Annotated in this window: 20 protein-coding genes, 1 pseudogene and 1 riboswitch; of the genes and pseudogenes, 11 read left to right on the forward strand and 10 right to left on the reverse strand. The window is 40.1% G+C overall.

Going from position 1 to position 26,068, the window contains the following annotated elements; genetic code table 11:
- The first annotated feature begins 89 nt into the window (after positions 1-89).
- The 5 genes from NLF99_RS08880 (at position 90) to NLF99_RS08900 (ending at position 4,686) form a co-directional block, all read left to right on the forward strand.
- Positions 90-920 (forward strand): response regulator transcription factor, encoded by an 831-nt coding sequence (locus tag NLF99_RS08880; RefSeq protein ID WP_254527801.1) that lies wholly within the window; start codon positions 90-92, stop codon positions 918-920.
- Positions 921-1,013: 93 nt separating this feature from the next.
- Positions 1,014-1,898 (forward strand): 4,5-DOPA dioxygenase extradiol, encoded by an 885-nt coding sequence (gene ygiD / locus NLF99_RS08885; RefSeq protein WP_185218367.1) that lies wholly within the window; start codon positions 1,014-1,016, stop codon positions 1,896-1,898.
- A 246-nt stretch (positions 1,899-2,144) separates the two neighbouring features.
- Positions 2,145-2,582: a nuclear transport factor 2 family protein gene (locus NLF99_RS08890; protein ID WP_254527802.1), complete on the forward strand. Its 438-nt coding sequence runs from the start codon at positions 2,145-2,147 to the stop codon at positions 2,580-2,582.
- Between the two features lie 181 nt (positions 2,583-2,763).
- Positions 2,764-3,723 (forward strand): glycoside hydrolase family 43 protein, encoded by a 960-nt coding sequence (locus NLF99_RS08895; protein ID WP_185213721.1) that lies wholly within the window; start codon positions 2,764-2,766, stop codon positions 3,721-3,723.
- A 90-nt stretch (positions 3,724-3,813) separates the two neighbouring features.
- A complete protein-coding gene (locus NLF99_RS08900) occupies positions 3,814-4,686 on the forward strand; it encodes a DUF72 domain-containing protein (RefSeq protein WP_254527803.1) in 873 nt (290 codons plus the stop codon).
- A 21-nt stretch (positions 4,687-4,707) separates the two neighbouring features.
- Here NLF99_RS08900 and NLF99_RS08905 read toward each other — a convergent pair.
- The 6 genes and pseudogenes from NLF99_RS08905 to NLF99_RS08930 all read right to left on the reverse strand — a co-directional run bounded on the left by NLF99_RS08905 (position 4,708) and on the right by NLF99_RS08930 (position 13,413).
- Positions 4,708-6,369, reverse strand: a pseudogene (locus tag NLF99_RS08905) (PNGase F N-terminal domain-containing protein).
- Positions 6,370-6,378: 9 nt separating this feature from the next.
- Positions 6,379-7,422 (reverse strand): ferredoxin--NADP reductase, encoded by a 1,044-nt coding sequence (locus NLF99_RS08910; protein ID WP_185218371.1) that lies wholly within the window; start codon positions 7,420-7,422, stop codon positions 6,379-6,381.
- Between the two features lie 209 nt (positions 7,423-7,631).
- Positions 7,632-10,727: a translation initiation factor IF-2 gene (gene infB, locus NLF99_RS08915; protein ID WP_254527808.1), complete on the reverse strand. Its 3,096-nt coding sequence runs from the start codon at positions 10,725-10,727 to the stop codon at positions 7,632-7,634.
- Between the two features lie 102 nt (positions 10,728-10,829).
- Positions 10,830-12,068, reverse strand: a complete 1,239-nt coding sequence (nusA, locus tag NLF99_RS08920) for a transcription termination factor NusA (RefSeq protein ID WP_185213717.1) — start codon at positions 12,066-12,068, stop codon at positions 10,830-10,832.
- Positions 12,069-12,070: 2 nt separating this feature from the next.
- Positions 12,071-12,535: a ribosome assembly cofactor RimP gene (rimP, locus tag NLF99_RS08925; RefSeq protein ID WP_185218373.1), complete on the reverse strand. Its 465-nt coding sequence runs from the start codon at positions 12,533-12,535 to the stop codon at positions 12,071-12,073.
- Positions 12,536-12,639: 104 nt separating this feature from the next.
- On the reverse strand, positions 12,640-13,413 hold the full coding sequence (locus tag NLF99_RS08930; RefSeq protein ID WP_185218374.1) for a LexA family transcriptional regulator: 774 nt from the start codon (positions 13,411-13,413) through the stop codon (positions 12,640-12,642).
- A gap of 111 nt (positions 13,414-13,524) precedes the next feature.
- Here NLF99_RS08930 and NLF99_RS08935 point away from each other — a divergent pair, with 111 nt between their 5' ends.
- Positions 13,525-13,848: a hypothetical protein gene (locus NLF99_RS08935; protein WP_254527809.1), complete on the forward strand. Its 324-nt coding sequence runs from the start codon at positions 13,525-13,527 to the stop codon at positions 13,846-13,848.
- A 75-nt stretch (positions 13,849-13,923) separates the two neighbouring features.
- Here NLF99_RS08935 and NLF99_RS08940 read toward each other — a convergent pair whose 3' ends face one another.
- On the reverse strand, positions 13,924-17,046 hold the full coding sequence (locus NLF99_RS08940; RefSeq protein WP_254527810.1) for a DPP IV N-terminal domain-containing protein: 3,123 nt from the start codon (positions 17,044-17,046) through the stop codon (positions 13,924-13,926).
- Positions 17,047-17,095: 49 nt separating this feature from the next.
- Complete coding sequence (locus NLF99_RS08945) at positions 17,096-19,426, reverse strand: transglycosylase domain-containing protein (RefSeq protein WP_185218376.1); 2,331 nt, start codon at positions 19,424-19,426, stop codon at positions 17,096-17,098.
- Positions 19,427-19,653: 227 nt separating this feature from the next.
- Here NLF99_RS08945 and rpoN point away from each other — a divergent pair, with 227 nt between their 5' ends.
- Together rpoN and NLF99_RS08955 are read left to right on the forward strand one after the other, a co-directional pair.
- On the forward strand, positions 19,654-21,117 hold the full coding sequence (gene rpoN / locus NLF99_RS08950; RefSeq protein WP_185213712.1) for an RNA polymerase factor sigma-54: 1,464 nt from the start codon (positions 19,654-19,656) through the stop codon (positions 21,115-21,117).
- Between the two features lie 47 nt (positions 21,118-21,164).
- A riboswitch (SAM-I-IV-variant riboswitch) is annotated at positions 21,165-21,259 on the forward strand.
- 61 nt (positions 21,260-21,320) lie between these two features.
- The gene (locus NLF99_RS08955) at positions 21,321-21,584 is read left to right on the forward strand and encodes a 5-oxoprolinase (RefSeq protein ID WP_185218377.1); all 264 of its coding nucleotides are present in this window, start codon (positions 21,321-21,323) and stop codon (positions 21,582-21,584) included.
- 193 nt (positions 21,585-21,777) lie between these two features.
- On the opposite strand, the gene NLF99_RS08960 is transcribed toward NLF99_RS08955, so the two are convergent.
- Entirely contained in the window at positions 21,778-22,875 is a 1,098-nt protein-coding gene (locus NLF99_RS08960) for a DUF2891 domain-containing protein (protein WP_254527811.1), read from the reverse strand.
- Positions 22,876-22,941: 66 nt separating this feature from the next.
- On the opposite strand from NLF99_RS08960, the gene NLF99_RS08965 reads away from it, so the two are divergent.
- The 3 genes from NLF99_RS08965 (at position 22,942) to idi (ending at position 25,323) form a co-directional block, all read left to right on the forward strand.
- The gene (locus NLF99_RS08965; RefSeq protein WP_254527812.1) at positions 22,942-23,619 is read left to right on the forward strand and encodes a DUF937 domain-containing protein; all 678 of its coding nucleotides are present in this window, start codon (positions 22,942-22,944) and stop codon (positions 23,617-23,619) included.
- A 94-nt stretch (positions 23,620-23,713) separates the two neighbouring features.
- Positions 23,714-24,748: a low specificity L-threonine aldolase gene (locus tag NLF99_RS08970; RefSeq protein WP_254527814.1), complete on the forward strand. Its 1,035-nt coding sequence runs from the start codon at positions 23,714-23,716 to the stop codon at positions 24,746-24,748.
- 50 nt (positions 24,749-24,798) lie between these two features.
- Positions 24,799-25,323, forward strand: a complete 525-nt coding sequence (gene idi, locus NLF99_RS08975; protein WP_254527816.1) for an isopentenyl-diphosphate Delta-isomerase — start codon at positions 24,799-24,801, stop codon at positions 25,321-25,323.
- Positions 25,324-25,490: 167 nt separating this feature from the next.
- Here the strand turns inward: idi and NLF99_RS08980 are convergent, their stop codons facing one another.
- Positions 25,491-26,066, reverse strand: a complete 576-nt coding sequence (locus NLF99_RS08980) for a hypothetical protein (RefSeq protein ID WP_254527818.1) — start codon at positions 26,064-26,066, stop codon at positions 25,491-25,493.
- Positions 26,067-26,068: the final 2 nt, after the last annotated feature.

The raw sequence follows: 26,068 nt of genomic DNA on the forward strand, positions 1-26,068 counted from the left end.
TTCTATTTGAGTTAAAAAGCTGAAATTTTGATTTTGGAACAAACAATTCGACAAAAATTGAGATATTTAATAGAAACATTGGCTGATACATGGAAGATCTGTTCAAAATATATAAGGTAGATAATAAAGAGGCATTATACATACAAAGCCAGAGCAATGAGCCCCATAATCATCAATTTGAGGAACTCATCATTGGAATGAAAGGAAAAATTGAGCATTTCATCGATTTCAAAAATGAGACCTATACAGCTCCGTTTGTTTGTTTTGTAAGTCGAGGGAAAATCCATCGGATAGTGCCGATGTTGGAAAATGGAGCCTGTGATTTTTGGGTACTGCGATTTAAAAGTGAATTTATTCCTGAAACCACCTTTAACCTATATGGTTATTTCCATGATAATGCGAACCTGGCTTTCCCTACGGGACGGTGTTTTGAACGGCTGGAGCAAATCTGCAAAATGATATACGATGAGATGCAACAGGAAAAGCCTGAACTTGCCATTGTAAGGGAATTATTGAACAGCTTATTTACCATGATCGAAGCAGAAAGGAAAAAGCAACAACCCGACCATTTGAACCTCTTTAAAAATCAAGACATTACGTTCAAGAACTTCCTCAACATTTTGGAAGAGAACTTTCGCAGGCCTGAAGGCGTAAATTATTATGCAGAGAAGCTCTTTATGAGTCCCCGGAACCTAAACAGCATCACCCAAAATATTCTCCAACAGAGTGTTTCCGAAATTATTGAGACCCGAAAACTCATTGAAGCCAAAAACCTGTTGATCAGCAGCAATAAAACCATTTCAGAAATTGGTTTTGAATTGGGTTATTCCGACAAGGCCTATTTTACCAGTGTTTTCAAGAAGAAGTCAGGACAGACGCCCACGGAATTCAGGGAAGAAATGAACCGCTTGATTTCCTAATTCTTATACCTTTCTTCCAAATTCTCATACCACCGACCAACATATCCTAGCGATATTTGTAAATACATTGGAAAGGTATTTATAATGGAAGATATGACAAGAAAACAATTTTTAGCTGCAGCCGCCACCTTGCCTTTGGCAGGTGCCGCAGTGAAGTTGAAAAGTCTCAATAAATTTATAGATGGACTGAACAGTAGCAGCAATATGCCGGTGCTGTTTTTGGGCCATGGTAGTCCGATGAACGCTATTGAGGACAATGAATTTGTTCAAGGGTTCAAAAATATAGGTAAGGAAATCGAAAAACCAACGGCTATCCTCGTTATCTCGGCTCACTGGGAAACCAAGGGAACCTATGTAACGGCAATGGAAATGCCAAGTACCATCCATGATTTTGGTGGATTCCCGCAAGCACTGTTCGATGTACAATATCCGGCTCCCGGCTCTCCTGAATTGGCAGCGGCAGTAAAAGATATCGTGCACAGCAAAGAGGTTCACTTGGATGATAAATGGGGCTTGGACCATGGATCTTGGTCGGTAGTAAAACACCTCTACCCCAATGCCGATGTTCCCATTATCCAAATGAGCATCGACTACAGCATGCCTGCCGCCCATCATTATGCATTAGCCAAGGAATTAGCTGCCCTACGCAAGAAAGGTGTATTGATCATCGGGTCAGGAAACAATGTACATAACCTGAGAATGGTGTCTTGGAAGCATCTCAACACGGTTGGTTTTGCTTTTGATTGGGCACAAGAGGCTAACGAAAAAATGAAGGAATATATTTTGGACGGCAACCACCAACCTTTGATAGACTTTCAAAAGCAAGGTTCTGCCTTTCAAATGGCAATTCCTACAGCAGAACACTATCTGCCAATGATCTATGCTTTGGCCCTGCAAGAGAAAAATGAAGATCTACAGATATTCAATGATGCCGCAGTAGCTGGTGCATTGACCATGACATCCTTTAAAATAGGTTAATAACTGATATTTAGAAGGTTAATTGTTAAGAAGCTATCGAGAATTCGATAGCTTCTTTTTTGTTTTCTATTCCTGCCATTCACCGAAACGAATTTTTTGCAGGGTTTTTTCGCCGAATAATCTTCAAGTTTTACCGAGTTTTCCAAAGGCCTTGCCTATTCTCCCTGTTCGCGCCTCTGTTTTACATATACCTTTGAATCAAACAATTACAAACATAAAAAACTAATAAATTAAAAATTCAAAATCATGAAAACGCTAATCTCACTAATCGCAGCAACAGTATTTACACTTGTCAGTTCATTTGTATTTGCTAACAGTAAACCAGAACCTGTAAAGTTCATTAAGGTAGAATCTATTATCGATCACTATATCGATGCCACCAACAATGGCGAAGTAGCATTGGTAGACCATCTATTCACTGAAAACTTCAAATACGCAACGCCAAACAACGGTCAACGTGAGCTTATTGGAAGAAGTACCTTGGTCAATCACTTGAAAAAGCAAAAAGGAGTAAAATTAAGAGCTGAAACATCCTACAATTTCGTGGAGAAAAACGATGACTGTAGCATTGTAAGAATCGCTACTAAATTTGAGCATTTCACAAGATATGATTATGTTACCCTATGCAACAACAAAGACGGATGGAAAATAAGCAATGTAACCGTAACATACCCTGTAAAATAAGTCCCTCTTCGTTTATAAGTAGATTTTTGCCCAAAAGGTGTAACTGAACGTTATGCCTTTTTTCTTTAATACCCCAACCCATTCTTAGTCTAGGCTTAACCTAGTTCCCAAGAGCTAGAACCAATGAATTTGTAATCAGGGAAAATTTCTGTATTTTCAAATTCTTAAACCTATTTAAAAAATGAAAAACACTATTCTTTCACTGGCAGCAGTAGGCCTATTATTTTGCAGCACAAGTCAAGCACAACAAAATCCTGTTTTCGAAGGCTGGTATGCCGATCCTGAAGGCATCATTTATAATAATGAATATTGGATATTCCCAACATATTCTGCTCCGTACGAAGAACAGATTAAGTTTGACGCCTTTTCCTCAAAAGATCTTGTAAATTGGAAAAAGCATCCCAACATCTTGAACAATACGGAGGTAAAATGGGCCAACAAAGCTATGTGGGCTCCATCTGTAATTGAGAAAGATGGAAAATACTATTTCTTCTTTGGCGCCAACGATGTGCATGAAGGAGAAATTGGTGGGATTGGGGTAGCAGTAGCAGACAAACCTGAAGGTCCGTACAAAGATTTAATTGGAAAACCATTGATCAATGAGATCGTTAATGGCGCTCAACCCATAGATCAGTTTGTATTCAAGGATAAAGATGGTCAACACTACATGTTTTATGGTGGTTGGGGACATTGTAATGTTGTGAAATTAAGTGATGATTTTAAGAGCCTTGTTCCATTTGAAGATGGAACCATTTACAAGGATGTAACTCCAGAAAACTATACCGAAGGTCCATTCATGTTTATCAAGGACAATAAATATTACTTTATGTGGTCTGAAGGCGGATGGACAGGTCCTGATTATAAAGTAGCCTATGCCATTTCAGACACACCATTTGGTCCATTTGAAAGAATAGGCACAGTGCTTCAGCCTGATCCTAAGATCGCATATGGTGCAGGGCACCATTCGGTGATCAAGATCCCTAATGAGGACAAATACTATATGGTATACCACCGTCGTCCATTGGATAAAAAAGGTGCCAATGAACGCGAAACCTGTATCGATGAAATGAAATTCGATAAAGACGGTAAGATCCTGCCTGTACAGATGACATTTGAAGGCGTAAAACATGTACTGAAATAATGGATAAGAACCAAAAAGAAAAGCCATTCCTATACATGGGAATGGCTTTTCTATTTTTAACCTTATCTTAGTAGCCTCAAAGCATTTAACATGAAATTCGGAAAAGTAGACGATCCTAGCCATATTGATTTTTCTCTGCCAGCGACTCCCATAGAGACCGTCAAATTGTTGAACAAATATAAAAAAGATGATGATTTTGAAATATTTGTGGGCTACCCGAAATGGTCAAAGGCTGATCTGAAAGGCTTTTATCCACGCGGTACGAAAGATGAACTGAACCTCTATTCCCAAAACTTCAATGCAGTTGAATTTAATGGCACATTCTACCGAACACCGAGCAAGGAACAGGTATTGATCTGGAAGAACAGAACAACGGAAGATTTTAAATTCTGCCCGAAGTTTACCAATAGCATCAGCCATTATTCTAGATTAAACAATACCGATGAAAAGGTTGCGGCCTTTGTGGATTCTACGGTGCTTTTTGAAGAAAAGTTGGGCATGGCATTTCTGCAAATGCCAGAGAACTTTAGACCAAAGGCATTTGAAAGGTTGGAAGGTTTTTTGGAACGATTTCCAAAAGGATACCCCCTCGCCTTTGAAGTTCGTCATGAAGAATGGTATAATGACAAAGAGGTTTTAGAGAAATATCTGAAACTGCTGACCAGCACCAGGACAACGAACATCATTGTGGACACACCCGGGAGAAGGGATATGCTGAACTTTAGGCTGACCACTCCGGTAGCTTTTATTCGATTTGTGTCATCTACCGAAATACTTGACAAAGAACGGCTTGCCAATTGGGTCCTGAAGCTAAAAGAGTGGAAAGATGCGGGTCTGAAACAGGCTTATTTCTTTATCCACCAAAAAATTGATCCTGCAACTTCTTTCTTATCGACTGATTTTGCTGAAGAACTCAACAAAGAACTGCACTGCAATATTCCAATAGCAAAAAAGACGCTCTAAAAGCGTCTTTTTGTATTTCTGTTAAGGATATACCAAAGCTCCCGAGACGTTCCAAAAGCTAAAGCTATCGCCTTCGCGAGGTCCTTGTGGAATCTGTACTCGTACGGTATGTTTTCCAGCTTTCAAATCTCCCAAATCTATAAAGACAGGATTGGTAACTGTTCCTGGGCACTAATTCGACCTGCTCAAGTCGGAAGAAGACAATCCATCTTCAAAATTCCCACTGACTGGGTTATATAGTCGGTAGCTACCGCAATCTAATCGCCAAGGAGTGAACTGTGCCTGCAATTTACCATCCATAAAAATCTTATTGGGTTTAGGGACAAACTCATCTCCATTCCCCCAACCACCATGGCCAGTAGTAATATATCTTAGCTTCGCCCCTTTGATATCCTCTGTTAGGTCAAAGGTCAACTCCAATCCCTTTTCATCAGCAAACATGGTCGGATAGATCTGACCGCCCATTTCCATGATATTAGTCGTATTGAACAATGGCATAATCTTCATACCACTTGCATAATTGGATCCACCGGGATGAATGGTCAGCTCTAAACTAACCTTGTGGCCACCTTTGTCATAGTTTCCAATATAAGTACCGATATATACTTCCTTGCCTGAAAGCACGGAAAGGAATTCGGAAATATCTTGCCGGTAGATTACGCTATCTTGCCAGGTTTTACCCTTTAAAGCCAATCGATCATTAAAGTGAGAGACTCCAAATGGGGTAAAAAATCGCATGAGCTCAAATACTGGCGAGAATTCTGAAGTACGGACCATACCAGGATAACTGACCCCTGCAGAGTCTGTGACCTTTGGAAGGGTTTCCATTCCATTTTTCATTCCATCCAAAAAACTGATTTTTTGATCTTCAGCAATCAAGAAAACCGAGCCAGTCCTGTCATAGGCATCGCCATTTGATTTTTCGATCAACTGGATAAAGGCTTGGCTATTTTCGTCGACCTGAGGAACCTGTACTTTTTTGAGTATGACGGTACCTTCTGCAAACCTGAAAATAGAATCAGATTTGATTCCCGGTTGAAAACAGATCTGTTCATTTTGGAAAATAGGAATATGTACGAACCTACTCTTCCAAAGCTCGTCCCTATAGGATAGTTCATCTAGCAAATCTGCCTTATTAATTTCCGGAAGGTCCTTTGGCCAAGCTTTAAGCTTCTCAATTGAAGCAGCGACTAGCCCAGAATTGCCATTTCTGCGGTATTCTAGTACCAATCCTAAGCCTTGCCCCAAGTCATTTGGAGCTGCATTGATCGATAGATCATTACTGTATAATAATTCAATCTTATTGGAATTGACTGAGGTAACCACTTTTTTAGTCTTATGCTTTAAGATTTCAGTTCCAGCACCCTGTTCTTCATAAGCATACTTAGTCAAGGTTGTACTATCCACGGTACTGATCTGCTTTGAGGCAGATAAATAGGCAATCCGATAGACCTTTTTATTGGAATAATCAAAACTGGAGACCTCTGCAGGATAGCGTGCAGAACCCGAAACCAAACTCTCCTTGGTAATGAATGATTTTCCTTTCGTGGCGAAAACCACCACTGGATCTTGCTTCATCATGGCACCATCACGAAAATAATGGTAGGTGATTTTATAGGTTTCTTGGCCAAAGACCAGGTTGGCCAGTGAAAGAAACATTATGAGTACGAATCCTCTTTTCATTTTCAAATATTAATAGACTTCAATAGTAGTACCGTTTTCCATGGGATGTGAGGTACAGATCAAGCATCTTCCATTGTCCACCTCCCTGTCTGTCAAAACCTCATTGTAATCCATCCTGACAGCTCCTTTGGTAACTTGGGAGATGCAGGTGCTGCACATTCCCGACTTGCAGGAATATGGCAATTTGATCTTATGCTCTAACCCGATGTCCAGGATCGTCTTATCGTATGGAATGGTCATTGGATAGTCCTTGCCCTGAAACTTCAGAACAATATCATAGCTAGTCATGTCCACCGGTTCTTCTTCCTTCTCGTCCTCGTCTTCCTCTTCTTCAGGGAAATGAAAAGTTTCCCTTTTGATATCCGCTTCCGGAACACCCATTCCCAATAAGGTAAAGCGGACCAAGTCCATATAAAACAGAGGCCCACAGGTGTAGAAAACAGCTTCCTGCCCATCATTTAAATGCTCACGGATAAGATTCAAGATATAATCCCTGTTCAATCTTGCTGTCAAAAGGTTCTTGCTGTTGGACCAGATAAATTCAACATGCAATCGGTCCGGGTAGTCAGCTTGCCATTTTAGGAGCTCATCATAAAAGATGGTCTGCTCCTTGGAGCTATTGCTGTAGACCAAGACCACTTTAGTGTCAGTTTCCGCCACTAATGCAGTTTTCAGAATGGAAAACAAGGGAGTTACCCCTACTCCAGCCCCGAAAAGAAAAATTGTTCTTTTATTGTCTTCCGAAGGGATATAAGTAAATAATCCCTGTGGGTCCATTACTTGGATTTCATCGCCAACCTGCGTTTTATGGTGAAGCAATCTCGAAATCTCGCCATTATCCACCCGCTTTACGGTAATCTCATAAGGCTCATCAACCACCGGACTACTCGAAAAGGAATAGGAACGTCTAACTTCGCGCTCGCCAAAAGCAAAAGCCAAGGTTAAAAATTGCCCAGCTTTATAAGGGGGATAGTTCCCTGAAATATCTTCAAATCGAATGGATATATTGTGATTGGGTTGTTGAATGATCTCTGAAATCCTGAATGTAAACATGATGTTAAAGATAACAGCTTACAATAGAATTTTCAAATAGAAATAGTCAATAGGACATCAATAAAACATAAGTAAGCAGCATTTTCCATAAATAATTGCGAAGCGGAGGTATTCCATAGTAAGTTTAAGTTGGCTCAGCGAGTTAGGCACAAAAAAAGAGGTTTAACCTTGCGGTTAAACCTCTTGTGTTATTTTGTTGAAGCCTTGGATTAAAGCTTACGTTTTACTTCTACTTGTTCGAATGCTTCTACAATATCTTTCTCTTGGATATCGTTAAATCTCTCAATGCTCAAACCACATTCGTAACCTTGTGCAACTTCTTTCACGTCGTCTTTGAAACGTTTCAATGAAGCTAATTTTCCGGTATGGATTACTACACCTTCCCTGATTATGCGCACATCGTTATTTCTGTTGATCTTACCATCAAGAACCATACATCCGGCGATTGAACCGACTTTGGAGATCTTGAATACCTCACGGATTTCAACCTCAGCAACGATTTTCTCTTCAAGTTTCGGTGCCAACATTCCTTCCATCGCAGATTTGATCTCTTCGATCGCATCATAGATGATGGAGTAAAGACGAATATCAATCTGTTCGTTCTCTGCCAACTTACGGGCATTTTGAGTAGGACGAACTTGGAAACCGATGATGATCGCATCTGAAGCAGAAGCTAATAATACGTCTGACTCAGAGATAGCACCAACTGATTTGTGAATGATATTAACTTGGATTTCATCCGTAGACAGTTTCAATAATGAATCGGATAATGCTTCGATTGAACCATCCACATCACCTTTAACAATGATGTTAAGTTCTTTAAAGTTACCGATCGCAAGACGTCTTCCGATTTCGTCAAGGGTAATGTGCTTAGTAGCACGCATACCTTGTTCACGTTGTAATTGTAGACGTTTGTTAGCAACCTGACGAGCTTCAGATTCACTTTCCATAACGTAAAGTTTATCACCCGCAGTTGGAGCACCAGACATACCTAAGATCTGTACCGGCATGGAAGGTCCTGCTTCTTTTACGCGTTCGCCGCGCTCATTCGTCAAGGCCTTAACTTTACCAGAATAAGATCCCGCTAAGATTGGATCACCAATTTTCAAGGTACCTCCCTGTACAAGTACAGTCGTTACAATACCTCTACCTTTATCTAAAGCAGCTTCGATAACCGAACCTACAGCACGTTTTTTAGGATCTGCCGTCAGTTCAAGTAATTCTGCTTCTAATAATACTTTCTCTAATAATAATTCAACGTTCTCACCCGTTTTAGCGGAGATCTCTTGAGCTTGGTATTTACCACCCCAATCCTCAACTAAAATGTTCATGATGGATAGTTGCTCACGGATCTTATCTGCATTTGCACCAGGCTTATCCACCTTGGTGAAAGCAAATACGATAGGAACGTTTGCAGCCATCGCGTGGTTGATTGCTTCTTTTGTTTGAGGCATCACCGCATCATCCGCTGCAATCACGATAATAACGATATCCGTTACTTGAGCACCACGAGCACGCATCGCCGTAAAGGCTTCGTGACCTGGAGTATCTAAGAATGTGATTTTCTTACCACCTTCTAATTGTACGGCATATGCACCAATGTGCTGGGTAATACCACCGGCTTCACCTTTGGTTACATTCGCTTTACGGATGTAGTCAAGTAAGGATGTTTTACCGTGGTCAACGTGTCCCATTACCGTAACGATAGGCGCTCTAGGAACCAAACGAGTTTCATCGTTTGCTTCTTCTAGTTCTGTTGTTTCCTCATCCTCAGGTTTGATAAATTCAATTTGGAATCCGAATTCATCAGCTACGATTGCCAATGTTTCAGCATCCAACCTTTGGTTGATCGAAACGAACATACCCAAGCTCATACAAGTACCGATAACCTGAGTAACAGGAACATCCATTAAGTTTGCCAATTCATTCGCTGTAACGAATTCTGTTACGCGCAATACTTTTGACATTGCTGCTTCTTCCATTGCTGCTTCTTCAGCAGAAAGCGCTATATCATCACGTTTTTGACGGCGTAATTTCGCACGTTGAGCAAATTTACCGGATTTACCAGCACCGCTCAAGCGAGCAAGTGTTGCTTTGATTTGATCTTGGATTTCCTTTTCAGTAGGTTCTTCCTTCGGTGTATCAGGTTTTCTGTTTCTATCATTACGACCTCTGTTGTTACCATGTCGGTCGTTGTTAGGATGATTTCCACGGTTTGGTCTGTTTCCACCTTGGAATGGAGGGCGATTTCCGCCATCTTGTCTGTTGCCATGTTGTTGTCCATGTCCCTGTCCAGCTTGACCTTGGTTTTGACCTTGTTGGCCTTGTCCTTGATGTCCTTGACCTTGATGGCCTTGACCATGTCCAGGACCACCATGTCCAGTGTTAGGTTTGTTCGTACGCTTGCGCTTACGTTTGTTGTCATGTTGGTTCCCACCAGCATTATTTGACGATGAAGCAACTGGCTTGTGTGGTTTAGATACAGGCAACTGAATCTTGCCAACTACTTTAGGACCGCTTAAAGTCTCTGAACGTGCGCGGATTACATCATCGACAGGTTCAGCTTTAGCAGCAGGTTTTTCTACTTCTTTATTTTTTTTCACCTCTTCAGGTTGTTTTTCTATCTTTTCAGATTTCTGTGGCTGTGCAACCTTCTCAGGCTGTACTGGCTTTTCTGTTTGAACTGGTGCCTCTTCTTTCACAGGTTGAGCAGGTTTTACAGGTTGTTCAACAACCGGCTTCTTCTCTTCAACTTTGGCGACCTCTTCTTTCTTAGGCTCTACTTCCTGTTTCGCAACTGGAGCTTCTTCTTTCTTAACCTCTACTTTCTTCTCTGGTTCAGCAGGTTTTTCTTCTTTAGGCTCAGGTTTAGCAGCTGGCTTACCACGCTTCAAACTATCCAAGTCTATCTTACCTACCACCTTCAGCGCTGATCCCGAATCTTCTTTCTTCGTATCCTCAGCAGGCTGGGCATTCTCCGTAGAAGCATTTTTAATCAGGATTTCCTTCACATCAGCAGGGTTTTCCTTTTCTTCAGTAGATTCAGGGCTAGAGCTAGCAGTGCCTGTGGCTGGACCTTCTTCACGGCGAATCTTGCCGATAACTATTTGTTTAGCCTCGTCTTTAACAATCTTATCACCCTGAAATTCTTTCAAAAGAACGCCATACATCTCAGGGCTCAACTTCGAACTTGGTTTAGAGTCTACATCAAACCCTTTCTTAACCAAATATTCTACAGCCGTGCCTATCCCAATGTTGAGCTCTTTTGCCGCCTTAAGCAAGTTTATACTTTTACCTTCTGTCATCTACTATTTCCTAAATATAATTTCGTACTACAAAAATATGTTTTTTTACAAGGATTTAACAATTTATTATAAATTGTTAAACCCTCAGATTCGAACTTTTTATTATTCGAATTCCGCTTGTAAAATACGTAGGATCTCGCGAATGGTATCTTCTTCTAAATCCGTACGTCTTACAAGTTCTTCTTCGGACAGTGCTAATACAGATCTAGCTGTATCTAAACCAACGCGTTTAAACTCGTCGATAATCCATCCGTCAATTTCATCTGCAAATTCTTCGATGTCCACATCTTCCTCTTCTTCTCCGCTCTCACGGTAAACATCGATTTCATAGCCAGTTAATTTACCGGCCAATTTAATATTGTGTCCACCACGACCAATTGCCAAAGAAACCTGATCTGGTTTCAAGTAAACAGCCGCGGTTTTGTTTTCTTCATCAATCTTGATTGAAGTAATACGCGCAGGACTTAATGCACGCGTAATATATAAAGAGTGGTTGGTTGTAAAGTTGATTACGTCGATGTTCTCATTGCGCAGCTCACGAACGATACCATGGATACGAGATCCTTTCATACCAACACAAGCTCCAACAGGATCGATACGGTCATCATATGACTCTACAGCTACCTTAGCGCGCTCTCCTGGTTCACGAACGATCTTCTTAATGGTAATCAAACCATCAAAGATCTCAGGAACTTCTAATTCAAACAATCTCTGCAAGAATTCCGGAGCAGTACGTGAGATAATAATCTTAGGATTATTGTTCATCATGTCCACTTTGTCAACAACCGCACGGATGCTATCTCCTTTTTTGAAATAATCCGCAGGGATTTGCTCACTCTTAGGAAGGATCAACTCATTTCCATCCTCATCTAATACTAAGATCTCTTTTTTCCAGATCTGATAAACCTCACCAATCACCAACTCACCTTCACGATCTTTATATTTCTTGAAGACTTCGTCTTTCTCAAGCTCAAGGATTTTAGAAACCAATGTCTGACGAGCTGCTAAAATCGCACGTCTACCAAAGCTTTCTAAAGTAATTTGCTCAATGTAATCATCTCCTACTTCTAAATCTGGATCATATTTGTGCGCTTCTTCCAATTCGATTTCTAGATCATCATCTTCTGAGAAACCATCTTCCATAACTACACGCGTACGCCAGATCTCTAAGTCACCGTTATCTGGGTTGACAATAACGTCTACATTCTCGTCAGTTCCAAAACGTTTGCGGATCATACTGCGGAACACCTCCTCCAAAACGGTAATTACGGTTGGACGGTCGATGTTCTTAAAGTCTTTAAACTCTTGAAACGAGTCAATCAAGTTTATATTAGTACTCATTCTTATTTAAATGAAATTAACACCTTTGTTTCCTTTATATGTTCTAAGGGAATTTCAGCTTGTTGCAACACAGCTTTCTTTCCTTTTTCTTTTACTTTCTCTTCTATGCTGATCGACCCGTCATTGATTGCCAATAACTGTCCTTCTCTTTTCGTTCCATCCTGCATCTTAACCTGAACATCTCTACCGATATTCTTCTCGTACTGTCTGTTCAATAACAAAGGGGAATCAATTCCTGGAGAAGAAACCTCCAAGCGATAGGCTTTATCAATTACGTTTTCTTCTTCTAAATGAAAACCAACATGGCGACTCACTTGAACACAATCTTCAATTGCGATCCCATTATCTCCATCCAGAAGAATCTCTAAAACGCCATTCTTTAAAAACCGAACACTTACAATAAATAAATCCGGTCTGTCGGCGATTTTCTCTTCTACTAACTCGATTACTCGATTTTCAACCTGCATATTTTAAAAAATGAATTAAAAAAGGGGGCATACCATGCCCCCTTCCTTTCAGATAGTACAAAGGTACAAAATGTATTTCTTATTTACAAACCATGAATTAGATGTTAATTTTTATCGACTACTGAATTGATAGTTTTCTGCATTTGCGCCATCATGGTAGACAAAGCTTCCAAGGTCGGCTCTGGATTAGGCTCAGGCAATTCTGTACTCACAAACCCTTTCGCCTTCCACACCTCCAATATCTCATTTGCAGAAACCCAATATGGTTCGTAGGTCTTATTGTCTGATACCAGTTTCAGACCTTTATCTTCTTTAAACTTCTGACCAATCCTCTTATAAACGATCCCCTCGTCTGAAGACACGATCACATAAGTCTGGCCAGGTTTGATATCATGCCAATTCTCTACATATTCAGCGATGATCAAAGATCCCGAGGCTAACGGCAACATGGAATCACCTTTGATCTCAAAAGCCCTATAGGTACCTTGATTAAACATTGGCAAAGAAAACTTTGGCAGCTCACTAACATATTCAGGATCTGCATAGCCATTCAAATATCCAGCACTCGCCTTAACCGGAACTAACTCAATATTTTCTCTATCATTGGAATCAACGGTCACACTTAGTACCCTCAGGTTGGAGGCATTGCTTTTTGGCGTAGGCTTCCATTTATCATCAATCTCATCATTGGCCAATTCATCCATACTCAAATCGTAGAACTCTGCTATCTTTTTTAGCAACTCATATTTAGGCTCTGCCCTATCCTCTTCATACGCGCCTACAGAAGCACGCTTAATTTCCATTAAATCAGCAAACTGCTGCTGGGTTAATCCTTTTTTCTTCCGAAGATATTTAAGATTTGATGAGATATTAGCCATAGATTTTTTTTATTTAATTTTTGGAATACTAAATTTATTAGTAATATTGTGCCAATAAAATTAGCAAAACGATTGCAAATTACCAAATAATTTAGCTAAAACAAGAATAAAATGAATAAATACTATACTTATATCGCAACAGATTCTAATCGCAAATTCTTACAGGCGGGATTTAGCCAAGATTTAAATTCAGTTTATCAGGATTTTCAGAGCACACAGGAGCCTACGCTCTTTTCCTTTGCCATGTTAAACCGTATCGTTCTAGTGGAAACCCATAACAGTTTGTTTGAAGCCGACAGAAGATTGCAGGAACTAAATTCTATGGGAAGGATTGTTAAAGAAAGATTGATCCGCAAGTCAAACCCAAATTGGCTTAGCTTATGTCCCCATCTATCAAAATTCGGCGCAAACAAAAAAGCCGTTGTTTATGCATAAGCTATAAACAACGGCCTTAACAACCTTTCCCTACACTAATCTCACTCTGCTCTCGCTCTTTTCTAAGTAGTTAGACTACCAACCCGGCGCAAAGTTTAATCCAAAGGTTCCAAATTTCTCCCTTGTAGGATTATTCAACTGAATAGCATAATAAGGCTCTAATATCATTGCCCCAAACAGGTTCACACGAAGTGATATACCAGCACTGAACACTGGCATGGTTACCCTTGGGTCATAACTGCTATAGGTCTGTCCATTGATGTTTTCACTAACGATATCATCATCTGTCTTCTTCCATTTCACGATACTGTTATTGCTCCAAGCCAAACCGCCATCAATAAAGAAGTTCAGGTCTGAAAATAGCAACCCCGAAGGAATTACGGCCAGTTTCTCAGGCCCTGTAAATGGCAATCTCACTTCAAAGTTTCCAACGACCATCTTAGAACCTGACAGGTCATTGTAGCCAATCATACTGTTAGGACCAAATGAATTGGACTCAAATCCACGGACCATATAAGGATAACCTATATATATATTGTAAAGCCTGTCGGCATCGGTACCCATACGCATATAAGAATACACCCTTGCTGCGATTGTTACCGGTTTGATCCTTTGGTATTTTCTCAGATCGACATTCAGTGCAGTAAAACTATAGGTACCGAAATACTGCTCCGCTCCTAGCCTATATCTGAAGCCCTGCAAAGGAGCTGCAATACCGAAAACGGCGTTATCACCGACAAAACCTGCGTTTACCTGCATGAGGTTAAAAGGATCCAGATTAGACACACCTAAAGCTTTTGCGGCCTCATCATTAGGGACACGCTCGCGGTTGCCATAGTAGTTATAATAGCTTTGGGTAAAACGGTCAACACGGTAGGAGTTATAAGAAATGGCTCCACCAGTTTCAAAACGATGGTGCCTGTTAAATGGATAGGCCACGAACGCATCAGCCTGGCTCTGGAAAGACCTCACCAAATACTGATCGATCACCGGCTCTACGCCATTACCTAAATCCCTTTGATCAAAATTATAGAAGCCAAAGCGGTATGGAATATGCGATAAAGATCCACCCCAATTCCAACGGCTTCTCTGATTGATATAAGCTACCTGTCCACCAAAATCATAGATTTCACCATTGATGTTCAAGGCTGCAAAAATCTGGTTGTAACCTAAGATATCTGAAAACATCCCTTGGATACCAGAGTTTATTCCTGCTCCGTACCTAGAACCCACGGACATCCCGACTCCACTATTCGCCAAGTAATCCAATTTGAATTTTGGTTTATATGGGATGTTCTGAATTTGCGAATTTGAGATCCTTCCATAAGCATTGAAGTTATAAAGGTTGGTATTCACCACATCAACCCCTCTACTCTGAACTGGTGGCAACATGGCTGCCTCAAGGTTCACGACACCCGGATCAACGGATTTGGTTTCAAACTCAGAACTTTTCGCTTTATAAATCGAGAAGGAATTATTCTTGAAATAAGAATAGATGATGTCATCATTGGCAGAAACGCTCATTGCCGGTGAGTATTCCGTAATTCCACTGATCCCCGTAAAGAAATCAGTCATTCTCTCCACATGACCACCGTCTATCACGATACGGTACATATTTCTAAACCCATCACTATTTGACAAGAAATAGATCTCTTTTCCTGAAGATGAAAAATGAGGGTTTAGATTATTTGCCCCTGGAAAAACAGGGATATTTTTTATTTCTTTCGTATTGACATCGACAACAGCCAAGCCCATTGGAATATCAACGCTTCTGCTTGAAGATTCCAAGGACATCCTGTCCGTACTGAATACGATATACTTTCCATCCCTTGAAAAACTAGGTTGGAAATCTGAATATTTATCGTCAGTTAACTGCTTTAGATCTTTTGACTCCAGATCATAGGTATAGATATCGCTTCTTCCATTCTTCAAACCGGAGAAAGCCACCAAACTTCCATTTGGCGCCCAAGTAATATTGGTAAACTCTGTAATGTCACCCATTGCCTGCACCGTCAAAGTCCTACCCGTACCAATATCCACGATCATCAACTTATTCTTGCCCTCACTGAAGACAGAGAAAGCAAACTTCTTGCTATCTGGAGAAAATGTACCGGCAGATTCTATAAAACTAAATTCATCGATATCCTTATTGGTGAGTCGGCTACCCAGCTTCCTTACAATATTACCCGTTTCGGCATCGGCCAGGAACAGGTCGATACTGAACATATCCATCTCTGACAGGAAAACCACATATTTACCATCAGGAGAAATTGCAGGAGACACATTCATCCTTCCTGCATTCTTGGTAGATAGCAATAACTTACCAATCGGATTAGAAGTCGTATCCTTACCTATATTTCTATAGGAGTTCTCCATACTGTTCTTCCACAAGGTAGACATGGTCTGCGCATCATAGCCAAAAACACGTTTTATTGCGTTCTCATATCCGTATTTTGCAGTCTCAATAAATAGAGGCATAATTACGGTATCTCCATAAGTGGACCCTAAATACGACCAGAAAGCCTGGCCATACCGATAAGGGAAATACTTGCTTGACTGTTCTGTCATCTGCCTCAAGCTAGGCAGGTCATTTCTAGCATACGAATCACGCATCCACATGGATGTAAAAGCATCTTTCTTTCCAATGGAAAAGTACTCAGCCATCCCTTCTACCATCCACAACGGCAGGTTTGCAATATTCTCCAATCGCGTTGAATCCCCACCTTCGATCAACACCCTATACTGGAATGCATGGACCAATTCGTGCCCCAATACATGCCTAGTCTGTTGGTTGATCTGCATGATCGGCATCACGACACGCTGTTTAAAAGCTTCCGTAACACCACCCGTACCTACACTGATCTCTCCCGATATGGCGGTTGTTTGCTGGAATTCAGGATGGTTATTATATAGGATAATTGGGTTTTTTCTCGAAAAGGTATCTTGAAAGACCTGTTGATGCAATTCATACCACACCTCAGATTCCTTTGCAAGCCAATTCATCATGGAATCATTTTGCAAATAATAATAAATATTGAAATGTGGGGTATCATAAACTTTGAAATCAAGCTTCTTATACCTCATCTTATTCTGCCCGAAATATTGGGCACTAGCTTGTCCTGGCATCAAGGCCATACATACTGCCAAAACAAGATTAATGCATAAAATTCTCGCAAATAGCATATGGTTAAATTTCATAACTGATTATTAGTCAATAAAAATAATAAAATCAATTCACTTCAGTCGATTAATTCGTCTCCTCCTGTTGCTCTTCCGTGTTATTTTGATTAAGTAAATCAGGTAGAACAATATTAGGAATCTCAGCATCAGGATTCAAGCCCTCTGTACTGCTACTATCCTGACGAACACGCACTCTAGGTCCTGGACAGTTGTATTTCTTGGTAATTTCAACTGTTGATTCCGGAAATTTCCCAAAGGTCACCCCTAATTCAGGATGTTTATAAAGCTCTTCCATAAACAGGGCATATATCGGTAATGCAGTCTTAGACCCTTCTCCAGTTGCAGAACTCTTAAAATGTATGCTTTGTTCATCACAACCTACCCACACTCCAGCAACCAAATCTTTCGTTACCCCCATGTACCAACCGTCAACATAATCTGAAGAAGTACCTGTTTTACCACCGATTTGATTCTCATCCTGAAAAAGATCCCATTCCCATAAAGCTTGGGATGTGCCCCCCGACTCTTCGATGGTACCCCTAAGCATATAGCCCATTAACCAAGCATTTTCAGCAGTAATTGCCTCCTTCGTAGTGGTTTTGAATTCAGCCAATACCTTTCCATCCTTATCTTCAATCCTTGAAACCAATACCGGCTCCGTACGCTTTCCTTCATTCATGAAGGTGCTATAACCCCTGACCATTTCAAAAACGGAAACATCATTCGAGCCCAATCCAACTGACGGAACCGACTCCAATTTACTATCAATACCACATTTATGAGCCATCTCCACAACCTTATCCCAACCTACTTTCTCTGTTATCTGTGCAGTAACCGTATTTAATGAACGAGCCATGGCATGTCTTAGCGACAAGTCACTGTGAGAAAATGACCAATCCGCATTTTTTGGCTCCCAGATCTCATGCTCCCCTTTATTGTTAATGAATTCAATTTTTACTGGTTTATCGGTGAATTTATCACATGGTGCCATACCAGACTCCAAGGCTGCTGCATAAGCAAAAGGCTTAAAGGTAGATCCAGCCTGTCTTTTCGCTTGGTTTACATGGTCAAATTTGTAATAGTTGTGATTGATACCACCAACCCAAACTTTAATATTTCCATTGTATGGGTCCATGACCATCATTCCTGTATTCAACATGGTCAGGTAATGTTTCAGCGAATCCATGGTCGAATAATCCACTTTCTCCATTCCATCCCAGGTAAAGACCTCCATGGATTTTTTCTTGTTCAACTCCTCAAAAACCTTGGCTTCATCATTGTATTTTTTCATCAATGATGCATAAGCCGGAAGTTTTTTCGCATGGTCTTCCAAAAAATTAGGGATCACATTACCTTCTTTATCTCTCCATGGCAGATCATTTCCCCAAACATTGTCCAGACGCTGTTGCAATTCCTTCATCTTGGTTGAAACAACCGTTTCAGCAATTTTCTGCATCCTGGAATCAATAGTTGTATATATTTTCAGACCACTGGTATAGATATCTATTTCGTTTTCTTCACCCCATTCTTCCAACCATTTTTCGACTGCCGTACGAAGGTAGGAATCGTTGGAATTGCGAACTTCCTGATTATTCAGGTTCAAGCCCAAGGAATCTTTACTCAGGGTTGCTACTTCATCCTTTTTCAGATAACCTTCTTTTTCCATTTGGTTTAGAACGACGTTTCTACGTTGCAGAGCGTTCTTAGGATTTCTGATTGGATTATAATAGGTAGTACCCTTCAACATACCGACCAAAACAGCAGCTTCATTGACGGTAACTTCACTTGGCAGCTTATCAAAATACCTTACAGATGCCGACTTAATACCGTAGGCATTATTGCTAAACGAAACGGTATTCAGGTACATCGTCAAGATTTCTTCTTTGCTGTATTTGCTCTCCAATTTGAAGGCAGTCATCCATTCCTTGTACTTTGTGACCAACAGACCAACTCCCGGGATCTTCCCTAACAGTCCTTGAGCATCCTTGTAGCGAGTTCTATATAAATTCTTTGCAAGTTGCTGGGTAATAGTACTTGCTCCACGATCACTTCCACTTAAAGTTGAAAACACTCCGCCAAACAACCCAATAAAATCCACCCCATGATGCTTTCTAAAACGAACATCTTCAGTAGCAATTAGGGCATTAACGATATTTGGAGAAATACTATCATAAGGGACAGGATCACGATCTTGCTTGTAATAGCGACCGATTAAAACAGAGTCGGCGGTAAAAAGTTCGGAAGAAACATTCAGTTCAGGCAACAATATTTCTTTCTTAGTAGGCGATGATCCGAACAAGCCTAGGAAGTTAATTTGTACCGCGCAAGTAAATAAGATAATAAAGTAAATAACAATCAGTGCGATACGCAAAAATTTGTTCCGGACTCGTCTAAACATACGGTAAATATGAACAAAACTTTGGAAAAAATCATATCAATTCGCCCAAAAATGAACCTTGAAATGAAAATTAACGAAATTTAACAAATGAAATTTTTGGTTTTTAACTAGGCTGTTTTTCCGAGACTTATAATAGCAAAAACTGTTCCTAAATTCTCTTTTGTTTACAACAATTTTATCTTATTGAATATTATTCCCTATTTTTACCTGACTTATTTATCGGGGACATGTTAAAGCAAACACTACAACAAAAATTATTACAGAAACTTTCACCGCAACAAATTCAATTCATAAAATTGCTTCAGGTACCTACTGTATCATTAGATGCCCGTATCAAAGAAGAACTTGAAGAGAATCCAGCCTTGGAAGATGGTAGTTTGACCAACATGAACGACCCTGTCGAAGAATACCCAGACAAAGATCCGGATGACGACTTCAACATGGAAGACAATAGCTATGATGACGAATTCAGCGTAGATGAATATATCCAGGAAGACGACTATAAAGATTACGGTGGAGGTTATGACCATGATGATGAGGATGGTAAAAAAGAAATCCCTATCGCAGTCCAAGATTCCTTCTTTGAAAATCTTCAAAATCAGCTTGACTTACTTGCCCTTTCTGATAAAGATTATGTACTAGGCCAACAAATCATCGGTTCCTTGGATGATGATGGTTATCTGCGCCGACCTATCCTTTCTCTGATCGACGACCTAGCCTTTTCCCAAAATGTCATCGTTGAAGAAGATGAGGTTGAAGAGATGCTGAAAATTGTTCAAACCTTTGACCCAGCGGGAATTGGCGCCAGAAATCTTCAGGAATGCTTGAGCATACAACTTCGTAAGAAAGATCAAAATAATCCAATAATTCAACAGGCCCAATTGGTTGTAGAGAACTACTTGGATGAATTCACCAAAAAACATTACGACAAAATCGAAAAGCAATTGGGAGTAAACTCCGAAGAGCTTAAAGAAATTGTAAACGAAATCTTAAAACTGAATCCAAAACCAGGCGATTCAGGAGCTGTTGCTGGTAAGCAATTGCAGATTATCCCAGATTTCCATATCTCCAACAACGACGGTGTCCTGCACCTGACCTTAAATGGCAGGAACGCACCAGAGCTTCGTGTGTCCCGCTCCTACCAGGAAATGTTTGAACATTACGAAAAAGCCGAAAAGAACGACAAGAAAATGCGTGAGGCCGTTCAGTTTGTTAAACAGAAACTGGACTCTGCAAAATGGTTTATCGACGCCATCAAACAAAGACAGCAGACTTTGTTGAAAACCATGAATGCCATTATGGAATATCAATATGACTATTTCCTAACTGGTGATGACAGAATGCTGAAACCTATGATCTTGAAGGATATTGCCGACAAGATCGAAATGGACATTTCAACGGTTTCCCGTGTAGCGAATTCCAAGTATGTCCAAACCGAATTTGGCACTTTCCTTTTAAAATCTTTCTTCTCTGAAGCCATTCAGACTGAGTCCGGTGAAGAGGTTTCCAACAAGGAAGTCAAGAAAATCTTGGAAGAATGCATCGCCAATGAGGATAAGAGAAAACCTCTGGCAGATGAGAAACTAACAGAGATTTTAAAAGAAAAAGGCTATTCCATTGCCCGTAGGACAGTTGCAAAATATCGCGAGGCCATGAATATCCCTGTTGCCCGCCTGAGAAAAGAATTATAGAAAATTTTAATTGACACTTGCATATTAAAATATAATCTACTAAGTTTGTAGAGTATTCAGAATTGCAGATGCAATACCAACCGAGTGAGAGACACCGCGGTGGTAAATCGATACGGGCGACAAGCCAAAATAAACGAATATTGCAAAGTCTTTTAAGACGCCTCTGAATGCAATTATGGTTAAACCCTTTAAACATTAATTGTATGTCGAACACAACAAAACCCTTACACCAGCACCTAGTGGAGAAATTCCACCACTATTCCACCAACGAATTAGTTGTATTGAACAATGATTTGGTAAAATCCAATTGGGGTGCAAACAAAACAGCTTTTAGGACTGCATTGATTTCCGCACTATCCAATCGCGGAATCGATCTGTCAGCCATAATCAGTACGGAAGACGGCTTTACCCAGATCCAAAGTGTCCCAGTGAAACTATCTGAAAATAAATTAATTCCTTTATGTTAAGTTAGGAGATTTGAGATTTGAGATTTGAGATTTGAGATATAAAGGTTAATACCTTTGTACTCAAATCTCAATACTATAAAAATGAGTAAGTACGGTTGATATCCCAATACTCATATCTCACATCTCAATACTATAAAAATAAGTTAGTACGATTAATATCTCAATACTCATATCTCACATCTCAATACTATCCCTAAAACCTCCCTATCGCGTACAGTGCGAACGTTCCTAGCCAATGGCTTCCCATATAGTCGTCTTCAGCACTTAAGTTAACTATGGAGAAGTTAAAATGTTCAATAGCATTGCCTTTTAAATGCTGCAAACTTCCATCGATTTTACTGATGCCGGAAAGACATGCGGCTCGACTATAATTCAAACCATCCAAATGAACCAATTTACCGTCCGTCCTATCCTTAACTATTGCGGGTTTCAATTCAAAGGAAGGGTCAAACAATCCTGGCATAAATCCTTTCAACCACGTTAAATACTCATTCTTTTCCATCAATTTACTCATCAAATAAGCTTCTTCTAAACATGGGGAAAGAAAATCATATCCACTCGGTTCATAGGCCAGATCACAAATCTTATCGTTTTGGAACAAACGCAATGAGTTTTCTTGAATGGATTTCTTAAAGGCCTCATCCCCTACGGAATTGGCATAATCCAAAGAAAGCGATAAACTAAAGGCCGAATTATCATGTTGTCCCGCCCTAATTGGGTATACCAATTTTGGGAGATATTCGATATATCGCTTGACCAAAAGATCCACTAATGGCTGTAAAGCCACTTTCCAGCGCTGCCCATCCTCATCTTCCCAATTTGCCAGTTCTTCTTGCAACTTGAACAGCCAAGCCCAACCATAAGTCCTTTCAAACCCTAAATTGTTCTTGTCATTGAAAAAAGCAATTTCAGTTTGCACATTCTCAGGCGTAATATGGCTATTCAACACTTTCCTCATATTCCCTTCTTTATCTAGTTCAGGAAAAGCCTTCAGCAATTTTATTACTGACCAATAACCATGTACAGAGGAATGCCAGTCAAAACATCCATAAAAGACAGGCCGAAGGGATTTGGGCGATTTAAGATCAGCTCCTGACCCCAAGACTTGGCCTAACTTATTGGGATACTCCACCTCAATACAATGGGTCGGCATGGCATAAATTTGCTGTGCTAATTCAAGGGATAATTTCACGTCTTCGACTTGCACTCCTTCTTCATTTTTCGATGGGTTATTGCAACCATAGAACAAAAGAACCGTAAGTGCAAAGATGTTTGAACATATTTTTTTCATACTAGTAAAATTGGCAATATATTTGAGTTATAAAAATAACATTTATAAACAATAACAATCTACAATATGAACATTAGTGACTTAATTTCAGGAAGCATTGGTTCACAAGCTACTGAAGGAATATCAGAAAAATTAGGACTTGATAAAAACCAAACCCAATGGGTTGTTTCTGCAGCTATCCCATTGATGATGTCTGCCTTGAATTACAATGCGCAAAAGGGGCCTGAACAAGCTCAAGGCATACAAAAAGCATTGGATAACCACTCTGGGGGGATATTCGATAACCTAGCAGGATTATTTAATCAAGGACCAACAGAAGATGAAGATAAAATTGTAAATCACATCTTTGGTCGCAACACCGATACGGTAAAACAATCCCTTTCTGAAAAATCAGGAATTAGCATGGGGAAAATCGGTGGCATTTTAGCGCTATTGGCTCCTTTGGTAATGGGTTATCTAGGTAAAAAGAAACAAGCTGACGCTGGAACTGGCGGCGGAGGGATTGGAGACCTTTTAGGAAGCATCCTTGGAGGTGGCACGTCAAATGCCGGTGCTTCAGGAGGCGGAATCGGTGATTTGATCGGAAGCGTATTAGGAGGCGGTGGTTCTAGCACTGCTAGCTCATCACAACCTAATATTGCTGGTGGTTTAGGTGATTTAGTTGGACAGTTTTTCGACCAGAAAAACGACAATAGTGCTAAAGGCAACATCTTGGATAGCCTTGCTGGAATGTTTGGAAAATAAACGAATAATTATACAACCACAAAGGGATTGGTCAATTTGATCAATCCTTTTTCTATTTTATTCCATCCGATTGCGAAAACGATTATATTTACACATGCAATCTAAAATAAGCTTCAAAAACGATTATAGTGAGGGTGCTCACCCCAATATATTAAACCTTCTATCCCAAACCAATCTTGATCAGGAAGCCGGTTATGGGGAAGATAATCTCAGCCTAAAGGCAAAATCTTTCATCAAAAAAAGAATCAACAATCCAGATGCTGAGATCTATTTTGTTTCTGGAGGTACCCAAGCAAACATGCTGGTCATTAGCCATCTCCTTAAACCATACGAATCCGTGATTGCTGCCGATACCGGACATATTGAGGTCCATGAAACGGGTGCCATTGAAAATACAGGACACAAAATCAATTGTATCCCCAACAAAGATGGTAAAATTTCCATTCAGGGAATACAAGCTGCCCTAGATTACCATACCGACAACCATATGGTCAAACCTGCTATGGTCTATATTTCGCAGTGCACAGAAATCGGAAGCATCTACAGCAAAGCAGAATTGGAAGAAATCTCCTCATTCTGTAAATCAAATGGATTGATATTATTTGTAGACGGTGCTAGGCTGGCTACTGCACTGACTTCAGCCTATGCTGACCTGAACATCGAAGATTTAGCAATTCTTGCAGATGTATTCTACATCGGGGCAACAAAAAATGCCGGATTATTAGGTGAAGCCATTGTATTCAAAAACAAAGAACTCGCTCATGGTTTCGATTACTATATCAAGCAAAAAGGAGCTCTAATGGCTAAAGGTCGAATCTTAGGGGCACAATTCTACGCACTGTTTGAAGATAACCTGTTTTTTGACCTAGGAAAACATGCCAACCGAATGGCCGCTAAAATAGCTGATGCATTCCAATCCAGAGGCTTTGAGTTCTCTAGCAAACCCGTTAGCAACCAAATCTTCCCTATCCTTCCATATTCCGCCATAAAAGAACTCCATAAAAAATATGAATTCTATGTTTGGCAGAAGTTAGATGGTGATAAGGCCGTGGTACGGATAGTGACCTCCTGGGCAACAGCTGAATCAGTCATAGATCAGTTTATCGCAGATCTTCCTCAGGATTTTTAGGTTAAATAGCCATAATTCCTTATTTTAGGAGAATACCCTAAATCTAGACTATGACTGTAGAAGAATTTGTGATATTGGTAGATCAACAGGACAATGAAATTGGCCAAATGGAAAAACAAGAGGCTCACCTTCAAAACCGAAAACACCGTGCTTTCTCTGTATTCCTTTTGGACGATCAAGGTAATCTGATATTACAACAACGTGCGGATTCAAAATACCACAGCCCCGGACTATGGACCAACAGCTGCTGCGGACATCCTCGACCTAATGAGACAACAATAGAAGCTGCCAAGAGACGAACTTTTGAAGAACTGGGAATCCACATAGACATCAAAGAGGTTTTCCAGCTGAGCTATGAAGAACACCTAGAAAATGGCCTTTGGGAAAATGAATTTGACCATATCTTCATCGGTAATTTCAATGAGGATATCCCAAACCCAAATCCAGATGAAGTTCAAGCTCTAAAATATAGCAGTGTTGCTAAAATCGAAAATGACCTCAAGGAAAACCCTCAAGACTATACCTTCTGGTTTAAACTGATATTCCCTAAGATTAAACATTTATTAGAGAAATAAGACCATAGGCATAAGACCTAAGAAGTGTAAACCTTCTATTTTCTCACTTCCAACTCTGAATAATAGCAAGATTCTGTTCGATTCTCTTTAATTCATCTAATCAGCCTTTTGGATAAAAGGCATTAGATTACTAAAGCTCTTGTGTCTTATGTCTTAAATCTCCTAACCTACCACCATTCTGCATTTGGCAAATAATAGTGGGCTGTATCTTTTTCATTTTGCCAAGGAGCCAATTCAAACAAATAGCCTTTTTGACTGACTTTCCAGGGATAATTGTAATCATATTCCCCCCATCGAAATTCAACCTTATAGGTTTTTCCATCTGAACTCGTCAAGGTCCCAAACAGTCTGGGATAAGATGAACCAGAAACCCCATTGGTATACATGACAGCTTTATCAAAAACTAACTTGGCATTGGCCTCAACCGAATCGCTCAGTTTGATGACAGGTTCTTCGGCTTGCAACATAGCTGTATAGGACTTCCAAGAAGATTGATTGGTATCAGACATCGCATAAGGATAATCCTTTTTTGTAGGGGTTTGCTCCATAAACAATCGCACTGGTCTATTAGTAACCAATTCCTTGCCCAAAACCTCCTTATATGGTGCTTTTTTACTGATGTTGGTAGACTTGGTCTTAACGGTCTGAATTATAGCAAGTACAAACAGAAAGAAGCCAACAATAATGCAAATAATAAATATCTTGATCACCTTTTTTGCAGTTATACCCTCTTTTATTCCCATAT

This window comes from Sphingobacterium sp. LZ11T8, assembly GCF_024261425.1.
Taxonomy (GTDB): Bacteria; Bacteroidota; Bacteroidia; order Sphingobacteriales; family Sphingobacteriaceae; genus Sphingobacterium.